Annotated in this window: 18 protein-coding genes; 17 read left to right on the top strand and 1 reads right to left on the bottom strand. The window is 41.0% G+C overall.

Going from position 1 to position 15,366, the window contains the following annotated elements:
- Window positions 1–76: 76 nt before the first annotated feature.
- Genes JQM82_RS10195 through JQM82_RS10140 form a run of 12 tightly spaced genes read left to right on the top strand, consistent with a single transcriptional unit; the run spans window position 77 to window position 10,560 of the window.
- Entirely contained in the window at window positions 77–337 is a 261-nt protein-coding gene (locus JQM82_RS10195; protein ID WP_235250185.1) for a DUF4321 domain-containing protein, read from the top strand.
- Window positions 338–373: 36 nt separating this feature from the next.
- The gene (gene radC, locus JQM82_RS10190) at window positions 374–1,066 is read left to right on the top strand and encodes a RadC family protein (protein WP_235250183.1); all 693 of its coding nucleotides are present in this window, start codon (window positions 374–376) and stop codon (window positions 1,064–1,066) included.
- 14 nt (window positions 1,067–1,080) lie between these two features.
- Window positions 1,081–2,109 (top strand): rod shape-determining protein, encoded by a 1,029-nt coding sequence (locus JQM82_RS10185; RefSeq protein WP_235250181.1) that lies wholly within the window; start codon window positions 1,081–1,083, stop codon window positions 2,107–2,109.
- On the top strand, window positions 2,109–2,993 hold the full coding sequence (gene mreC, locus JQM82_RS10180; RefSeq protein WP_235250179.1) for a rod shape-determining protein MreC: 885 nt from the start codon (window positions 2,109–2,111) through the stop codon (window positions 2,991–2,993). Before JQM82_RS10185 ends, mreC begins: the two co-directional genes overlap by 1 nt.
- Before the next feature lie 3 nt (window positions 2,994–2,996).
- Window positions 2,997–3,515, top strand: a complete 519-nt coding sequence (gene mreD / locus JQM82_RS10175) for a rod shape-determining protein MreD (protein ID WP_235250176.1) — start codon at window positions 2,997–2,999, stop codon at window positions 3,513–3,515.
- Complete coding sequence (locus tag JQM82_RS10170; RefSeq protein ID WP_235250174.1) at window positions 3,508–6,450, top strand: penicillin-binding transpeptidase domain-containing protein; 2,943 nt, start codon at window positions 3,508–3,510, stop codon at window positions 6,448–6,450. Before mreD ends, JQM82_RS10170 begins: the two co-directional genes overlap by 8 nt.
- Window positions 6,451–6,471: 21 nt before the next feature.
- On the top strand, window positions 6,472–7,062 hold the full coding sequence (minC, locus tag JQM82_RS16320) for a septum site-determining protein MinC (protein ID WP_235250172.1): 591 nt from the start codon (window positions 6,472–6,474) through the stop codon (window positions 7,060–7,062).
- Window positions 7,044–7,835 carry a septum site-determining protein MinD gene (minD, locus tag JQM82_RS10160; RefSeq protein WP_235250170.1) on the top strand — a complete coding sequence of 264 codons (792 nt, stop codon included), beginning with the start codon at window positions 7,044–7,046 and terminating at the stop codon, window positions 7,833–7,835. The genes minC and minD overlap by 19 nt, the downstream gene beginning before the upstream one ends.
- Window positions 7,836–7,847: 12 nt before the next feature.
- Entirely contained in the window at window positions 7,848–8,060 is a 213-nt protein-coding gene (locus JQM82_RS10155) for a cell division topological specificity factor MinE (RefSeq protein WP_235250168.1), read from the top strand.
- Complete coding sequence (locus JQM82_RS10150) at window positions 8,057–9,181, top strand: FtsW/RodA/SpoVE family cell cycle protein (RefSeq protein ID WP_235250166.1); 1,125 nt, start codon at window positions 8,057–8,059, stop codon at window positions 9,179–9,181. The genes JQM82_RS10155 and JQM82_RS10150 overlap by 4 nt, the downstream gene beginning before the upstream one ends.
- A 13-nt stretch (window positions 9,182–9,194) precedes the next feature.
- The gene (gene mgsA / locus JQM82_RS10145; protein ID WP_235250165.1) at window positions 9,195–9,590 is read left to right on the top strand and encodes a methylglyoxal synthase; all 396 of its coding nucleotides are present in this window, start codon (window positions 9,195–9,197) and stop codon (window positions 9,588–9,590) included.
- Window positions 9,574–10,560 carry a D-alanyl-D-alanine carboxypeptidase family protein gene (locus JQM82_RS10140; protein ID WP_235250162.1) on the top strand — a complete coding sequence of 329 codons (987 nt, stop codon included), beginning with the start codon at window positions 9,574–9,576 and terminating at the stop codon, window positions 10,558–10,560. The genes mgsA and JQM82_RS10140 overlap by 17 nt, the downstream gene beginning before the upstream one ends.
- 148 nt (window positions 10,561–10,708) lie before the next feature.
- Here JQM82_RS10140 and JQM82_RS10135 read toward each other — a convergent pair whose 3' ends face one another.
- Entirely contained in the window at window positions 10,709–10,909 is a 201-nt protein-coding gene (locus tag JQM82_RS10135; protein ID WP_235250160.1) for a DUF378 domain-containing protein, read from the bottom strand.
- An 84-nt stretch (window positions 10,910–10,993) separates the two neighbouring features.
- On the opposite strand from JQM82_RS10135, the gene JQM82_RS10130 reads away from it, so the two are divergent.
- From JQM82_RS10130 to JQM82_RS10110, 5 genes are all read left to right on the top strand, one after another.
- Window positions 10,994–11,941: a TIGR01212 family radical SAM protein gene (locus JQM82_RS10130; RefSeq protein WP_235250158.1), complete on the top strand. Its 948-nt coding sequence runs from the start codon at window positions 10,994–10,996 to the stop codon at window positions 11,939–11,941.
- Window positions 11,942–11,956: 15 nt separating this feature from the next.
- Window positions 11,957–13,330, top strand: a complete 1,374-nt coding sequence (locus JQM82_RS10125; RefSeq protein ID WP_235250156.1) for an HlyD family efflux transporter periplasmic adaptor subunit — start codon at window positions 11,957–11,959, stop codon at window positions 13,328–13,330.
- 18 nt (window positions 13,331–13,348) lie between these two features.
- Window positions 13,349–14,047: a YggS family pyridoxal phosphate-dependent enzyme gene (locus JQM82_RS10120; RefSeq protein WP_235250154.1), complete on the top strand. Its 699-nt coding sequence runs from the start codon at window positions 13,349–13,351 to the stop codon at window positions 14,045–14,047.
- A gap of 24 nt (window positions 14,048–14,071) precedes the next feature.
- Entirely contained in the window at window positions 14,072–14,614 is a 543-nt protein-coding gene (locus JQM82_RS10115; protein ID WP_235250152.1) for a cell division protein SepF, read from the top strand.
- On the top strand, window positions 14,614–15,366 hold a 753-nt coding region (locus JQM82_RS10110), incomplete at its 3' end, for an RNA-binding protein (protein WP_235250150.1). The genes JQM82_RS10115 and JQM82_RS10110, both read left to right, overlap by 1 nt.

Here is a 15,366-nt window from a genome sequence, read left to right as displayed (position 1 = left end):
AGTCTATACACATTTTTTTAAATGTGATAAAATGTATTGAGTTTTTTAGATAGATAAAAAACGAGGAGGAGTACATATGAAAGGAAAAGGAAGTAAAAACGCCTGGACTTTATTTCTGATGATCTTATGTGGCATAGTTCTTGGTGGTTTCATCGGAATGCTGGCAGAAGGGGTGCCGGCACTTTCCTGGTTGAGCTATGGACAGTCTTTTGGTCTGGATGATCCGATCATCCTGAATCTTGGGATTCTGGTCATTACATTTGGCCTGTCCATAAAGATCACTATGGCAAGTATTATTGGCGTAATTCTTTCCATTATATTATATCGTTTCTTGTAAGTTCTATTATGAATATCATGCGAATCCAAAGATAAGATGAATCTGACAAATACCATGAAAGAGTTACCGGAAAACGAACGTCCATACGAAAAATGTGTACGCAGAGGTGCCGGCAGTTTGAGTGATGTTGAATTGCTGGCTGTACTTTTACGTACGGGCACCAGAGGTGAAAGCGCCCTCGATCTGGCGCGCCGTATTCTATATGATTCCGGTGAAGACGGAATTCTTGGAATCCATCGTTTCAGCATTGAAAGACTTATGAGAATGAAGGGCATTGGAAAAGTAAAAGCAATTCAGATATCCTGCATATCGGAACTTGCAAAGCGGCTTTCCAAGGCGTCACATCAGGAAGCGCTCTGCTTTTCGGATCCCCGGACGATCGCCAATTATTATATGGAAGATCTCCGGCACGAAAAGCAGGAACTTATGAAACTGTTAATGTTAAATTCGAAAGCAAAGCTGATTGGTGAGACCAATATCTCGAAAGGAACTGTGAATGCTTCCGTGATCACACCAAGAGAGCTTTTTATAGAGGCATTGGAAAAAAATGCCGTGTCTATTGTGATTATGCATAATCACCCAAGTGGTGATCCGACTCCCAGCCGGGAAGATATGCTGACAACCAAAAGGATCCTGGATGCAGGTGCATTGATCGGGATCGAATTGTTAGATCATATCATTATTGGCAATAATTGTTATATCAGCTTCAGGGAGGAGGGCATATTGTAGAAAGGACCTGTCAAATGGCAAGAAATGTATACGGACTGGATCTTGGCTCCTATGAGATCAAGGTCTATGATAAGAAAAAAGATACGATCTGGAAAGAAAAAGATGTGATTGCATTTAAGAATAACCGTGACCGAGATATCTTTGCGGTAGGAGATGATGCATATGAAATGTACGGAAAAGCCCCTTCATCCATTGAGATTGCCTTTCCCATGAAGCAGGGTGTTATCTCAAGATTTAACGATATGCAGTTTCTGCTTCAGAATCTCTTAAAAAGAGGAAGACAGTTTTCAAGAGGTTCAGAGTATGTAATTGCTGTCCCCACAGATGTTACAGAAGTTGAAAAAAAGGCTTTCTTCGATCTGGTAATTCATTCTACAGCCAGAGCAAAGGAAGTCAATATTGTAGAACGTTCCATCGCGGATGCGGTTGGACTGAATCTGGATATTCAGAATACAACCGGAACGATGATTGCCAACTTTGGCGGAGAGACAACTGAGATTTCTGTCATTGCCGGTGGAGGCCTTGTTTTCAACCAGCTTTTGAAGGTTGGAGGTTCAACGTTTGATAATTCCATTATTACACTTGTGCGTCACAGTCACGATTTTCTGATTGGAAGACTGACTGCCGAGGCTCTGAGAAAGAATTTCGCAATCTTTACGGGTGATGCAGAGTCTGTGTTATCTGTTGCCGGTCGTGATCTTATCACCGGCGTTCCGGTTCGTAAACCAATCTCTATTACACTGGTCCGGGCAGCTATGAAAGATCCTCTTCTGGAATGTGTCCGTGCGATCAATTCTCTTCTGGACCGTACACCTCCGGAGATGCGAAAAGCGATTCATCAAAACGGGATCTTTCTGACCGGAGGCATTGCACACATGCCCGGACTTGAGATCTATATTGAACAGATGACAGGTATCAAAACAAGAACTGCTCTGGAACCGGATATCTGTGCAGTCACTGGTCTGAAAAAGATTATTATGTCCAAAGAATTACGTAAACTTGCATACTCAATGATTGATGAAAATTATAGGTGGATGAGATAATGAAAATGAAAAACCAATCTTCCTTACCAAGTAAATACTGGCTGATGATTATCATCGTATGCTGCATCATCCTTCTTGGAATCGAGCGCTTTACCGATGGCGGAGGTCCTCTGAGATTCGTGGCAAATTATACAGTCATTCCAATGCAGAAAGGAATCAGCTATGTAGGCCGTTTTATGAGCGATCTTTCCGATAATTTCAAGACGCTGGAAGAGATGAAAAAAGAAAATGATGAGTTGCAGACGAAAGTGGATGAACTGACCATTGATAATACCCGACTAAGGCAGGAGCAGTATGAACTGGAAAGGCTTAGAGAATTGTACAAGCTGGATGAAAATTATTCGGATTACACCAAGATAGGCGCTCATGTGATTGCAAATAACGGAAGTAACTGGTTCAATGATTTTACGATTGACAAAGGAAGCAACGACGGAATAAAAAAAGACTGTAATGTTCTTGCCGGAAGCGGCCTGGTCGGTATTGTTACGGAGGTCGGACCGAATTATGCAAGAGTGCGTTCTATCATTGATGATTCCAGCAGCATCAGTGGCATGATCCTGTCCACATCAGATACCTGTATAGTAAGAGGTGATCTGAAACAGATGTCTGACGGAAGAATCAGGTTTGAAAAGCTTGCCAACAACGACAATGAGATAGAGGTCGGAGAACAGGTAGTAACTTCTCATGTAAGCAGCCGTTTCCTGCAGGGACTTTTTATAGGATATATCAGTGAAGTGGAAGTTGATTCCAATAACCTGACCAGATCCGGTTATATCACTCCGGCCGTAGATTTTACCAAGCTTCAGGAGGTTCTGGTCATTACAACGACAAAACAGGAACTCATTGATAGTTCAGATTCGGATGAAAATAGCAAGGGAGATTAGAGCATGAAACGAAAGTTGATTACTATTATCATTATTACTGTCTGTTTTCTGTTAGAATGTACCGTATTTCACAGGCTGTCATTTGCTTCCGTAAAACCGAACCTGCTGATCATAATCACTTCTTCGTTCGGCTTTATGCGTGGTAAGAAAGAGGGTATGGCGGTGGGGGTATGCTCCGGACTCCTGATTGACATATTCTGGGGAAATCTTCTTGGATTTCATACCCTGCTGTTCGCAGTGATCGGATACATTAACGGTTCTTTCAGACGGTTATTTTTTGATGATGATATCAAACTTCCGATTGCTTTGATTGCTGCCAGTGAGATGATCTACGGTCTGGTATGCTATTTTTGTATGCAGATGCTTCAGGGCGATTTTGCATTTGGCATCTATTTGATACAGATTATTCTTCCAGAACTGGTATACACGCTTCTGGTTACCCTGATCCTGTATCAGATCATATTACAGATTAATAAGAAACTCGAAGCAGAAGAACAAAGGAGTGCAAGCAGATTTGTATAGTTTATGGGAACGGATAAAATCCGGCATCGCAGAAGTCGTACAATCCAGAATCTTTGTAGTCATCATCGTATTTTGTGTGTTGTCTGCAATTCTGGTACAAAGAGTATTCTATCTTCAGATTGTAAAAGGACAGGAATATTTTGACGATTACAAGTTGCAGATCCAGAAGACAAAAGAAGTACAGGGTACCCGTGGCAATATCTATGATCGCAACGGTAATCTTTTGGCTTATAATGAACTGGCTTATTCCGTAACGATTGAAGATAACGGAGAATACGACAGTATCAAACAGAAGAATACCATCATCAATCAGACTGTTGCTACCGTAATTGATATGGTAGAGTCAAATGATGACACAGTAATCAATGACTTTGGTATTATTCTGGATAACAATAATGAATATAAGTATGCTGCAGAGAACGAAACACAGAAGCTTCGTTTTATTGCTGATGTTTATGGAAAGAAAACGATCGATCAGCTGTCAGCAAAACAGCAGAACAATACGGCAGAGGACATAATTAATTATCTCTGTACAGATGAGATCAATGGTTATGGAATTGATCAGAGCGAACTTGGGAAAGAAGAAGTCCTTAAAATGGTGAACATACGCTATAATCTGTCGCTGAATAATTACCAGAAATATATTACCACCACCATCGCGGAAGATGTCAGTGAAGAGACCGTCGCTGACGTGATGGAGCATCTGGATGAGCTTCAGGGAATCAATATTGAAGAAGAATCTCTCCGAAGATATACAGACAGTAAATGTTTTGCCAATATTATCGGCTATACCGGACAGATTTCTCAAGAAGAATATGATGCACTCAGCGAAGAAGAACAGGAACAATACGATAAAACGGATACCGTTGGAAAATCGGGACTGGAAAAAACCATGGATTCTGTTCTGCAGGGAAAAAAAGGTGAAGTAAAGCTCTATGTAAACAGTGTCGGAAGAGTCATTGAGACTGTGAAGGGAACAGACCCGGAGGCAGGTAATGATCTGTATCTTACCATTGATGCAGATCTTCAGAAGGCAGCATATAACATCATCGAGCAGGAACTTGCGGGAATTCTTCTCGCGAAGATCCAGAATACGTTAACCTATGACAGAACACAGGTTACAGACGGAAGTGATGTGATCATTCCAATCGGTGATGTGTATGATACATTTATCAGTAATGATATTCTGGATATTAAACATTTTTCAGATGAAGAAGCAGGCATTGCTGAACAGGAAGTTTCCGAAGTGTTTGGTTCACGAAAGACAGAAGTAAAAGAAGAACTTCAGAATGTATTATCCGACCCCAATGCGGGCGCTTATAAAGAGCAGCCAAAAGAGATGCAGGCATATCTGACATATCTGGTCACAGACGTTCTGACAAACGGAACCAATATTATCAATCCGGATGCGCTGGACACAAAAGATGAGACATATAAAGCCTGGAAGGATGATGAATCCATCAATATATATACGTATCTGAATTATGCCATCTCACAGAACTGGGTGGATACGTCTCTGTTAAAGGATTATGTATCTTCCAAAGGTGATTACTCAGACTCCAGTGAGATCTATCAGGGAATCATTACATTTATTCAGGATTATATTGATTCTGATAACAGTTTTGATAAACTGATCTATCGGTATATGATCAAATCCGGTGCTGTTACAGGCCGACAGATATGTATGATGCTCTATGAGCAGGAAATCCTTCCGTATGACGAAGCTCAATACAGTGCACTTAACAGTGGAAGCATCGGAGCATATGATTTTATTCGCGGAAAGATACAGACGCTGGAGATCACTCCCGGACAGCTCGCTCTTGAACCATGCACCGGTTCACTGGTGATGACTGATCCGGATTCCGGAGAGGTTCTTGCCTGTGTATCGTACCCGGGATATGACAACAACCGACTGGCAAACACTATGGATTCCTCATATTACAACAAGCTCGTTACAGATAATGCAAGGCCATTTTACAACAATGCGACACAGGAAAAAACAGCTCCTGGTTCTACTTACAAACCGCTGGTTGCCATTGCAGGTCTTACAGAAGGCGTGATTAATGCCAGTGAATACCTTCCTTGCTATGGGGAATATAAAAAAGTAACACCATATCCAAAATGCTGGATCTATCCGTCTGCTCACGGAAGCCTGAATGTAGAAGGTGCAATAGAAAATTCCTGTAACAGTTACTTTTATGAAGTCGGTTACCGTCTTGGAATCACTAAAAGCGGAGAATCACAGATCGCATCCGATAATGAGGAGGGTGATGCTACACAGTCCTACTATTCCAGTGATGTTGGTATTGAGAAGCTGAAAAAATATGCAGAAGAATTTGGACTCGGGGATACCTCCGGGCTTGAGATCCCCGAATCAGATCCACAGATATCAGATGAATCCTCTGTTCCGTCTGCAATCGGACAGGGAACAAATAACTATACTACCAGCCAGCTTGCACGATATATTACTGCGGTTGCCAACAAGGGAACCGTCTATGATCTCAGCCTGATTGATAAGGTTACAGATGTAAACGGAAAGGTGATCGAAGATTACACACCGGAAGTGAAGAATACCATCACCGACGTATCTTCTTCCACATGGACAGCGGTCCATAATGGAATGAGGGCAGTTGTAACTTCGGCACATGGAGATATTTTTTCAAAATTAAATGCAAGTGGGATAGCACTGTCTGGAAAGACAGGTACCGCACAACAGAGTCAGACGCATCCTGACCACGGCCTGTTCGTCGGATTTGCACCGAGCGACAGCCCGGAAGTAGCTTTTGCAATCCGTATTGCAAACGGATACAGCTCTACTTTTGCCGCTGAAATCGGAAATGCCGTCATGGAGTACTATTATGGAGTAACGCCTGAGAATGAGATCATCACAGGTGAAGCAGCAGTTATCAGTACAGGAAACTCCGGAGGAGACTAAAAGCGGAAAGGATGAGTGTATGTGAAAGATCCGGTACTCATAAAGAGTAACAGATACGGCATAACCATATACTTTGATTCGGACATGCCTTTTGAAGAATTGACGAAAGAGGTAAAAAACAAGTTCGAGACATCTGCACATTTTTTTGAACATGCAGACATGGCAGTTGAGTATGAGGGCCGTACTTTCACAGAAGAAGAAGAGCAAAGGATGACAGAAGTCATCCAGAATGCTGCTGATATACGAATCAGATGTATCATTGAAAAAAACACTTATACAGAACAGGTTCATAAACGTATGCTTGGAGAGAGCCTGAAAGCCATACATGAGAGGGACGGTCAGTTCTATAAAGGTACGCTCAGAGGAAGACAGATTCTGGAATCCGAGACAAGCATTGTAATCATAGGAGATGTAGATGCCAGATCAACCGTGGCATCCAAGGGCCATGTGATCGTGACCGGGACGATCTACGGTACTGTGATTGCAGGCGCTTCCGGAAGACAGGATGCAGTCATTGCAGCTCTCCACATGCAGCCAAGGAAGCTGCGCATCGGAGATATTGAAGTAAAACCAGTTATAGGAGGAAGTTATTCATGGGCGAAGTTATCGTAATTACATCAGGAAAAGGCGGTGTTGGCAAGACAACCACAACTGCCAATATCGGTGCCGGGTTATCAAAATTTGACAAAAAGGTAGTTGTGATAGATACTGATTTGGGATTGCGCAATCTGGATGTTGTCATGGGGCTGGAGAATCTGATCGTGTACAATCTGGTCGATGTAATCGAAGGATCCTGCAGACTGAAGCAGGCTCTGATCCGGGACAAAAGATATGAGAATCTCTATCTTCTGCCTTCTGCACAAACAAAGGATAAATCAGCAATCTCTCCTGGTCAGATGAAAAAACTGACGTCTGAACTTAAGGAAGAATTTGATTATATCCTTTTGGATTGTCCTGCCGGGATTGAGCAGGGCTTCCAGAATGCAATTGCAGGAGCTGATCGTGCAATCATTGTTACGACACCGGAGGTTTCTGCTATCCGGGATGCAGACCGGATCATTGGCCTTCTGGAACATAACCATATGAAAAAGATTGACCTTATTATTAATCGCATCCGTATGGATATGGTAAAAAGGGGAGATATGATGTCCGTTGATGATGTGACAGAGATTCTGTCCGTTCCGTTGATTGGTGCACTTCCCGATGATGAAAAAGTAGTGATCGGCACCAATCAGGGAGAACCGGTTGTTGGAATTGACTCAAGAGCCGGACAGGCTTACACGAACATATGCAAAAGAATTCTGGGCATTGAAGTTCCGTTCCTGGATCTGGATGCCGGAAACGGATTATTTTCAAAGCTTTCACATATCTTTAAAAAAGATTAGGAGGGAAAGCAGATGTTGAAAAAATCTTCTGTTGTAATCGCAAAGGACCGGTTAAAGTCACTGATTGTCTCTGATCGTGTCAGCTGCATTCCCGGAGCGTATGAGAACATATGCAGGGAATTATACGAATCACTTTCAAAATATATGGAGCTTACAGAAGAGAATTTTCAAGTTGAATTTAAAAGAACACAGGTTATTATTACATTCACAGGAGAAGAAACGTGAGATCACATAGATTTACAAAACCATATCATTTAAAAGATTACAAATTCAGTCTGGTATTTCTTGTACTGGCATTATCGGTGATAGGTGTGCTGGTCGTAGGAAGTGCCAAGGCTTCTTTTCAGGGAAAGCAGATTCTGGGTGTATTTATCGGACTGGCCGCCATGTTTATTGTTTCCATGATTGATTATATGTGGATTCAGAATTTTTACTGGCTGATCTATATATTTACCGTGTTGATCCTTGGTGCCGTTCTGGTTATCGGAACCAATGTAAATGGTGCAACTCGCTGGATCGACCTTGGCTTTACGACATTTCAGCCGTCAGAACTGGCCAAGATTCTTCTGATACTGTTTTTTTCCAAGTTTATCATGGAACACGAAGAAGATATCAACGATAAGTTTACATTGATAAAATATGCGATTCTTGCCGGAATACCGCTTGCACTGATTATCGTTGAACCGAACCTGTCCACGACGATCTGTACTGCACTGATGATCTGTCTGATGATCTATGTCGGTGGATTGAGCTATAAATTTATCGTCTCTGTATTACTGATCCTCATACCGGTAGCAGCTATCTTTCTGAGTATCGTTGTGCAGCCGGATCAGAAAATATTGAAAGATTACCAACAGAAACGTATTCTTGCATTTATTGAACCGGAAAAATATGAAAGTGATGAAGCATATCAGCAGAAAAATTCCGTCATGGCTATAGGATCCGGACAATTGACCGGAAAGGGACTGAACAATAATACGACTACTTCTGTAAAAAATGGCAACTTTATTCTTGAGCCGCAGACAGATTTTATCTTTGCCATTGTCGGAGAAGAACTTGGTTTTGTTGGAAGTTGCATAATTATTGCGTTATTACTGTTAATTGTGATACAATGTATATTGATAGGCATGCGATCGCAGGATCTGGCAGGAAGAATTATATGCTGCGGGGTCGGCGGTCTTATAGGAATACAAAGTTTTATTAATATCGGTGTTGCTACAAAAATACTGCCCAACACAGGCGTCCCGTTACCTTTTGTCAGTTATGGACTGACCTCTCTGGTTAGTTTATATATCGGTATAGGACTTGTACTGAATGTTGGCCTACAGCCTAAAAAATACCAATAAGGAGTGAATAAGAATGAATATCGGACTGATTGCCCACGACTCAAAAAAGGCATTAATGCAGAATTTCTGTATTGCTTATAGAGGAATTTTAAGCAAGCACAGTCTTTATGCTACCGGAACTACCGGAAGATTAATTGAAGAAGTCACGAACCTGAAAGTTCACAAATATCTGGCCGGACCTCTTGGTGGAAAACAGCAGTTAGGTGCTCAGATTGCACAGAACGATATCGATGCTCTGATCTTTTTAAGGGAGCCTTCTAATCCAAAACCTCATGATCCGGACCTGAATGATGTCATACGTATGTGTGATACCTACAATATTCCATTAGCAACGAACCTGGCAACAGCGGAACTTATCGTATTAGCAATAGACAGAGGAGATCTTGATTGGCGTGAAATGTATCGGTAAAGTATATAAATCAGCTTTGGCTGCAGTATCATCTGCACTACTTTTGTCTGCCTGTATCTTGCATCCGAAAGCCGTAGTCAAAGACTATGAAACAGACGCTTACAATAAGAATCTATATAAAGAAAAATTATATGCATCCGACTTATGTATCGCATCCGGTGATGTTTCTTTAGACGGCATCTCATCAGCAGTAACAGAGAATCTTTATTCTGCCGCACTGTTTGACCTGGATGGAAAAAAGGTTGATTTTTCATATAATGTGTACGAAAAAGTATATCCTGCAAGTACAACGAAGCTTATGACTGCACTCATTGCATTAAAATATGCTGATTTGTCTGAGGTAGTGACTGTATCGTCACATGCGGATAAAGACAGTTTTGCAGCAGATGAACAGACCTGTGGTCTGGAAACCGGAGACCGGCTTACGTTACTGGATCTTCTGTATGGTCTGCTTCTGTATTCAGGTAATGATAATGCGGTTGCCGTGGCAGAACATATCGGAGGAACGATGGAAAAATTCGCAGATATGATGAATGAAGAAGCAAAAAAGATTCTTGCTACGGGAACACATTTTGTGAATTCCAGTGGCCTTCATGATGAAAATCATTATACAACTGCGTATGATCTTTATCTGATATTTCATCAATGTATGCAATATGATAAATTTATGGAAATCATCAGTTCCAGATCCTATACGGCTGATATCACAGGCGCAGACGGAAATGTACGTCAAGTGACATGGGAACCAACAAATTACTATGCGACAGGAGAAGCAGCACTGCCAGAGAATGCGACTGTAATTGGTGGTAAGACCGGAACAACAACACCGGCTGGGAACTGTCTGGTTCTGCTTGAAGAAGCTGAAGACCAGCATCCATACATTTCAATCGTGATGGGCGCTGATACAAAGACATTACTATATCGGGATATGACAGCCCTGATCAATGCAATTCCCGGAGATAATGAATGAGAAAATCTACAGAATAATCAACCATGAAGGGACTGTTACAAAATGTAAGCTGCCGTTTTTCGTGATATCACTGAGCGGCAGCCGATTCATTTTCAGCAGTCCCTTGCTTCATGAGCAGCTCTCATTATAAATTGAGCCCTATATGCCTTTAATCAGAACCGCCGATTCTTCCATAAAGGCTGATTAAATATAATCCACACAATCCTATGATCGTATAGATAATACGCGACAGCCATGACAGATTTCCAAAAATAACGGCAACAAGATCCAGTCGGAAGATTCCAACCAGAAGCCAGTTGACTGCTCCGATGATCACAAGTGTTAATGCAGTATTATCGAACCATTTCATATGATTTCCTCCTTTTATCATACTGAAGCTAGTATGAGCGTCTTAGAGCGTAAATATACATTTTTTGAAGGGAAAAATAATCAGATGAATGAAAAGCTTCCATATTATCCATATTCTGAATATCTGAAATCAAAATATCAGGAAAAAGTATATAAGCTCCCGGTCAATCTTCCTCTGACCTGTCCGAATCGTGTGATTGGAGAAGGATGCAACTTCTGTGCAGAGTCCGGAACGGGGTTTGAAGCATTGAGTAACCAGCTGACGGTTCGGGAACAGCTGGAAAAAACACGCATACATATTGAAAAAAAGTACCATGCACATAAGTTTATTGCATATTTTCAAAACTATACCAATACTTTTCTTGCGGCAGAGCGTTTTAAAGAATATCTGGAGGAAGCATTAAGCGTTCCCGATATTGTAGAAATCGCAGTATCTACGAGACCAGACTGTATTCGTGAGGATTACCTTGATATTCTGCAGGAGATATCTCTTTTGCATAAAGTACAGATTACAATAGAACTTGGACTTCAGACGGTCAATTATCATACATTGCAGAAGATTAACCGTGGACATGGTCTTGCAGAATATATTGACGCAGTTCTACAAATACAGCGCTATGGATTTGATGTCTGTACACATATGATTTTGAATCTGCCTCAGGATGATACAGAAGATGCCATCGAATCTGCAAAAATCATCTCTGCACTGAAAACAAACGTTGTAAAAGCACATTCTCTTTACATTGCCAAAAACACAAGGTTGTGTGAAGCGTATGAAAATGGTACAATAACTTTATGCTCAAAAGAGGACTATCTCTTTCGTCTTATGATGTTTCTGGAATATCTGGATCCATCAATTGCGGTAGAGCGTCTGTTCAGTCGGATTCCGTCAAAGGAAGCTGTCTTCTGCAACTGGGGAACCAGCTGGTGGAAATTAAAAGATGAATTGCTTATAATGATGAAAGAAAATAGTAGTTATCAAGGGAAACACTATGATTATCTTGATGGTGCTGCGCTTAGATTATTAGATTAGGAGGCTTATCAGGCTTTGGCTGGAAAAGAATTCACAAATATAAAAGTATATCATAAAAAGGGACATATTAATATTGGTATTATCATTTTCGGTGTCATATTTATCTATTTATTTGTTACAGTATTAATGTATCTTACCAATAAGCATATTACCGCATATGAAGTTCGTGAAGGCTCCATCCTCAAGGATAATTCCTATACCGGTTTTATCCTGCGTGAGGAAGAAGTCATTCAGGCAGAGAGCAGTGGATATATTAACTTCTTTGCTACGGAGGGAAGTAAAGTCGGAGCCAAAAGCAGGGTTTACTCCCTGTCTGATAAGAAGCTGGACTTTAACAGTGACAGTTCAGAAACTCAGGAACTGACTGACGAAGAACTGGCATCTATGCTTGTAAGAACACAGGCATTCTGCGAAAATTTTGATGATCAGAATTTCAGTGATGCTTATTCCATGAAAGACACTATTTCTGATGTTCTCGATGGAAAATCCAGTCAGAGCCGTAAGATCCAGCTTGACGCAATGGCTTCCGAAGGACAGAATGGTCTGCAGGTATTCAATGCAGCCGGAGACGGGATTATCGCTTATTCAACGGACGGATATGAAAATATAACCCTCGGTGACCTGACAGAAGATATCCTGAATAAAACAGGTTATGAATCCTCAAGAGTCAAAGATAATACGCAGGTAAAAAAGGGAGATGCGATCTATAAACTGATACAGGATAATACATGGAATATCGTGATTCTTCTCAGTGATGAAAGTGCAAAAGATATGTCTGAGATGACAAGCGTAAAAGTTCGTTTTTCCAAAGATAATGAAACTGCAGTTGCAGGCTTTTCCGTGCAGAAAATCAATGGTATGAATGTCGGAGTCCTCTCGTTCAGCAATTCTATGATCCGCTATGTACAGGAGAGATATCTGGATCTGGAGCTGATACTTCAGGATGTATCCGGACTGAAGATTCCCAAATCTGCTGTCACGGAAAAAGATTTCTATCTGGTTCCACAGGATTATCTGACTCAGGGAGGTAACAGCAATAATACCGGAGTTCTGATCGATAATGGAGACAAAAACGCGGAATTCCAGAGTGTAGAGGTCTACTATCGGGATGAAGAAAACGGAACGGTATATCTTGATCCCAATGATTTCGAGAATAATACGTCTCTTCGAAAACCGGATTCTACAGAGACTTATCCTCTGGAAAAGACCATGAGTCTTAAAGGAGTATATAATATAAATAAAGGCTATGCCGTTTTCAAACAGATCCATATCCTCTGCGAAAGTGATGAATACTATATTGTGGAAGCCGGCAGCAATTATGGACTGGCTAATTATGACCATATTGCACTGGTCGGTAAGGATGTTCATGAAAATGATGTAGTGTATTAGAAAGGAGAGAGACAGAAAATGTTAAAAGAAAATCTTGAAGCAGTAGAAGCAAATATTCAGGCAGCATGTGAACGGGCAGGCAGAGACCGCAGTGAAGTCACACTGATCGCAGTCAGTAAGACAAAACCCGTTGAAACCCTTCAGGAAGCTTATGATCTTGGCGTACGGATATTTGGTGAAAATAAAGCCCAGGAACTCTCAGGGAAATACGAAGTTCTTCCGGATGATATCCACTGGCATATGATCGGACATATGCAGCGCAACAAAGTAAAATACATTGTTGATAAGGTGGACCTCATTCATTCTGTAGATTCCATCCGCCTTGCGGAGACAATCGAAAAGGAAGCTGAAAAACATAATATTACGGTAAACATTCTTATTGAGGTAAATGTTGCCAAAGAAGAAAGTAAATATGGGCTGATGCCGGAAGAGGTGGAGGATTTTGTGGATAAACTTTCTGATTTTCCTCATTTGTGTGTAAAAGGGCTGATGACAATTGCTCCTTTTGTAGATGATCCAGAGGAAAATCGCCCGATTTTCGCGCATTTACGCAAATTATCTGTTGACATCGCAAAGAAAAACGTTGATAATATGTCTATGAGTATTCTTTCTATGGGTATGACCAATGATTATCAGGTAGCTATAGAAGAGGGTGCAACAATGATCCGGGTGGGAACCGGAATTTTTGGTGCGCGTGATTATACTCAACAAGTATAAACCTAGGATAGGAGAAGATTGAAGATGGGAGTATTAGATAAATTCTTAAATATCATGAAGTTAGACGACGAAGATTATGATGATGACGAATTCTTCGACGATGACGATTATGATGATGATTATGAAAAGAAGCCCAAGAGAAGTCTCTTTCATAAAGAAAAGGAAAAGGATTACGACGATTACGATGATGATTATGAAGTTCCGGCAAAGACCAAATCATCATATTCAAATAATAAAGTAACACCAATGCGTCAACCTTCAAGAAGAAGCAGTGTGAGCATGGAGGTATGTGTCATCAAACCGAATTCTGTTGATGATGCACGTGAGATTACAGAGACTCTTTTAAGTGGTCGAACTGTAATCCTGAATCTGGAAGGCATGGATCTTGAAGTAGCACAGCGTATTATTGATTTCACTTCAGGTGCTACATTTGCAATCAGCGGCAATCTTCAGAAGATTTCCAATTACATATTCCTGGTTACACCGACAAATGTAGACATTTCCGGTGATCTTCAGGATCTTCTGAACACCTCATTTGACGCGTCATCTATGAGGTCAAGGTTCTAATGAATAAAGAAGAGAGCATGTTGCAAAAAAGGCTTATTGAGCTGTCCCGTATAGCATATAACCGGGGAATTGTCACATTCTCTGATTTTCTTAATCTGAATGAATTAAATATTCTTCATACTACGCCAAAGAATATGTTTTTATCACAGTATAAGACATATGGCGGATATGACTTATCAGAGCGTCAGATGGCAGCATTTCTACCTGATGCTCTTTATTATGATTATGAATATCCTGTTCAGATCATTGAAATCAGACCATTGAATAAACGATTTGCGGAAGACCTGACTCACAGGGATTATCTGGGAGCTGTGATGAATCTGGGAATTGAGCGCTGCAAGCTGGGAGATATTATCGTAGAAGAGGGGCGTGCTCTGCTTTTTGTAAAAGAGGAAATGGCAGAATATATTGCTGAACATCTCACACAGATTCGACACACAAGTGTAACAATAACATTTACAGAAGAATTCAACAGTGATTATGAACCGGATTATGAGGAACTGAAGGGAACCGTTCCCTCAATTCGTCTGGATACCGTCCTGTCCATCGCATATCCGCTTTCAAGGAGCAAATTGACGGCACTCATTGAAGGTGCAAGAGTGTTTGTGAATGGAAAGCTGGTCACAAATAACGGATACCGGTTGAAAGAATATGACATGATATCTGTTCGAAAAATGGGGCGAATCGCTTATATGGGAATTATTTCCGAAACTAAAAAAGGACGTTATATGATATCTGTCAGAAAATATATC

Origin of the sequence: Faecalicatena contorta (assembly GCF_021531995.1) — a bacterium.
In the GTDB taxonomy this organism is placed as follows: domain Bacteria; phylum Bacillota; class Clostridia; order Lachnospirales; family Lachnospiraceae; genus Dorea_A; species Dorea_A contorta_A.
The sequence above is the reverse complement of the archived record's forward strand: the minus strand, read 5'-3'. Positions and strand labels throughout refer to the sequence as shown.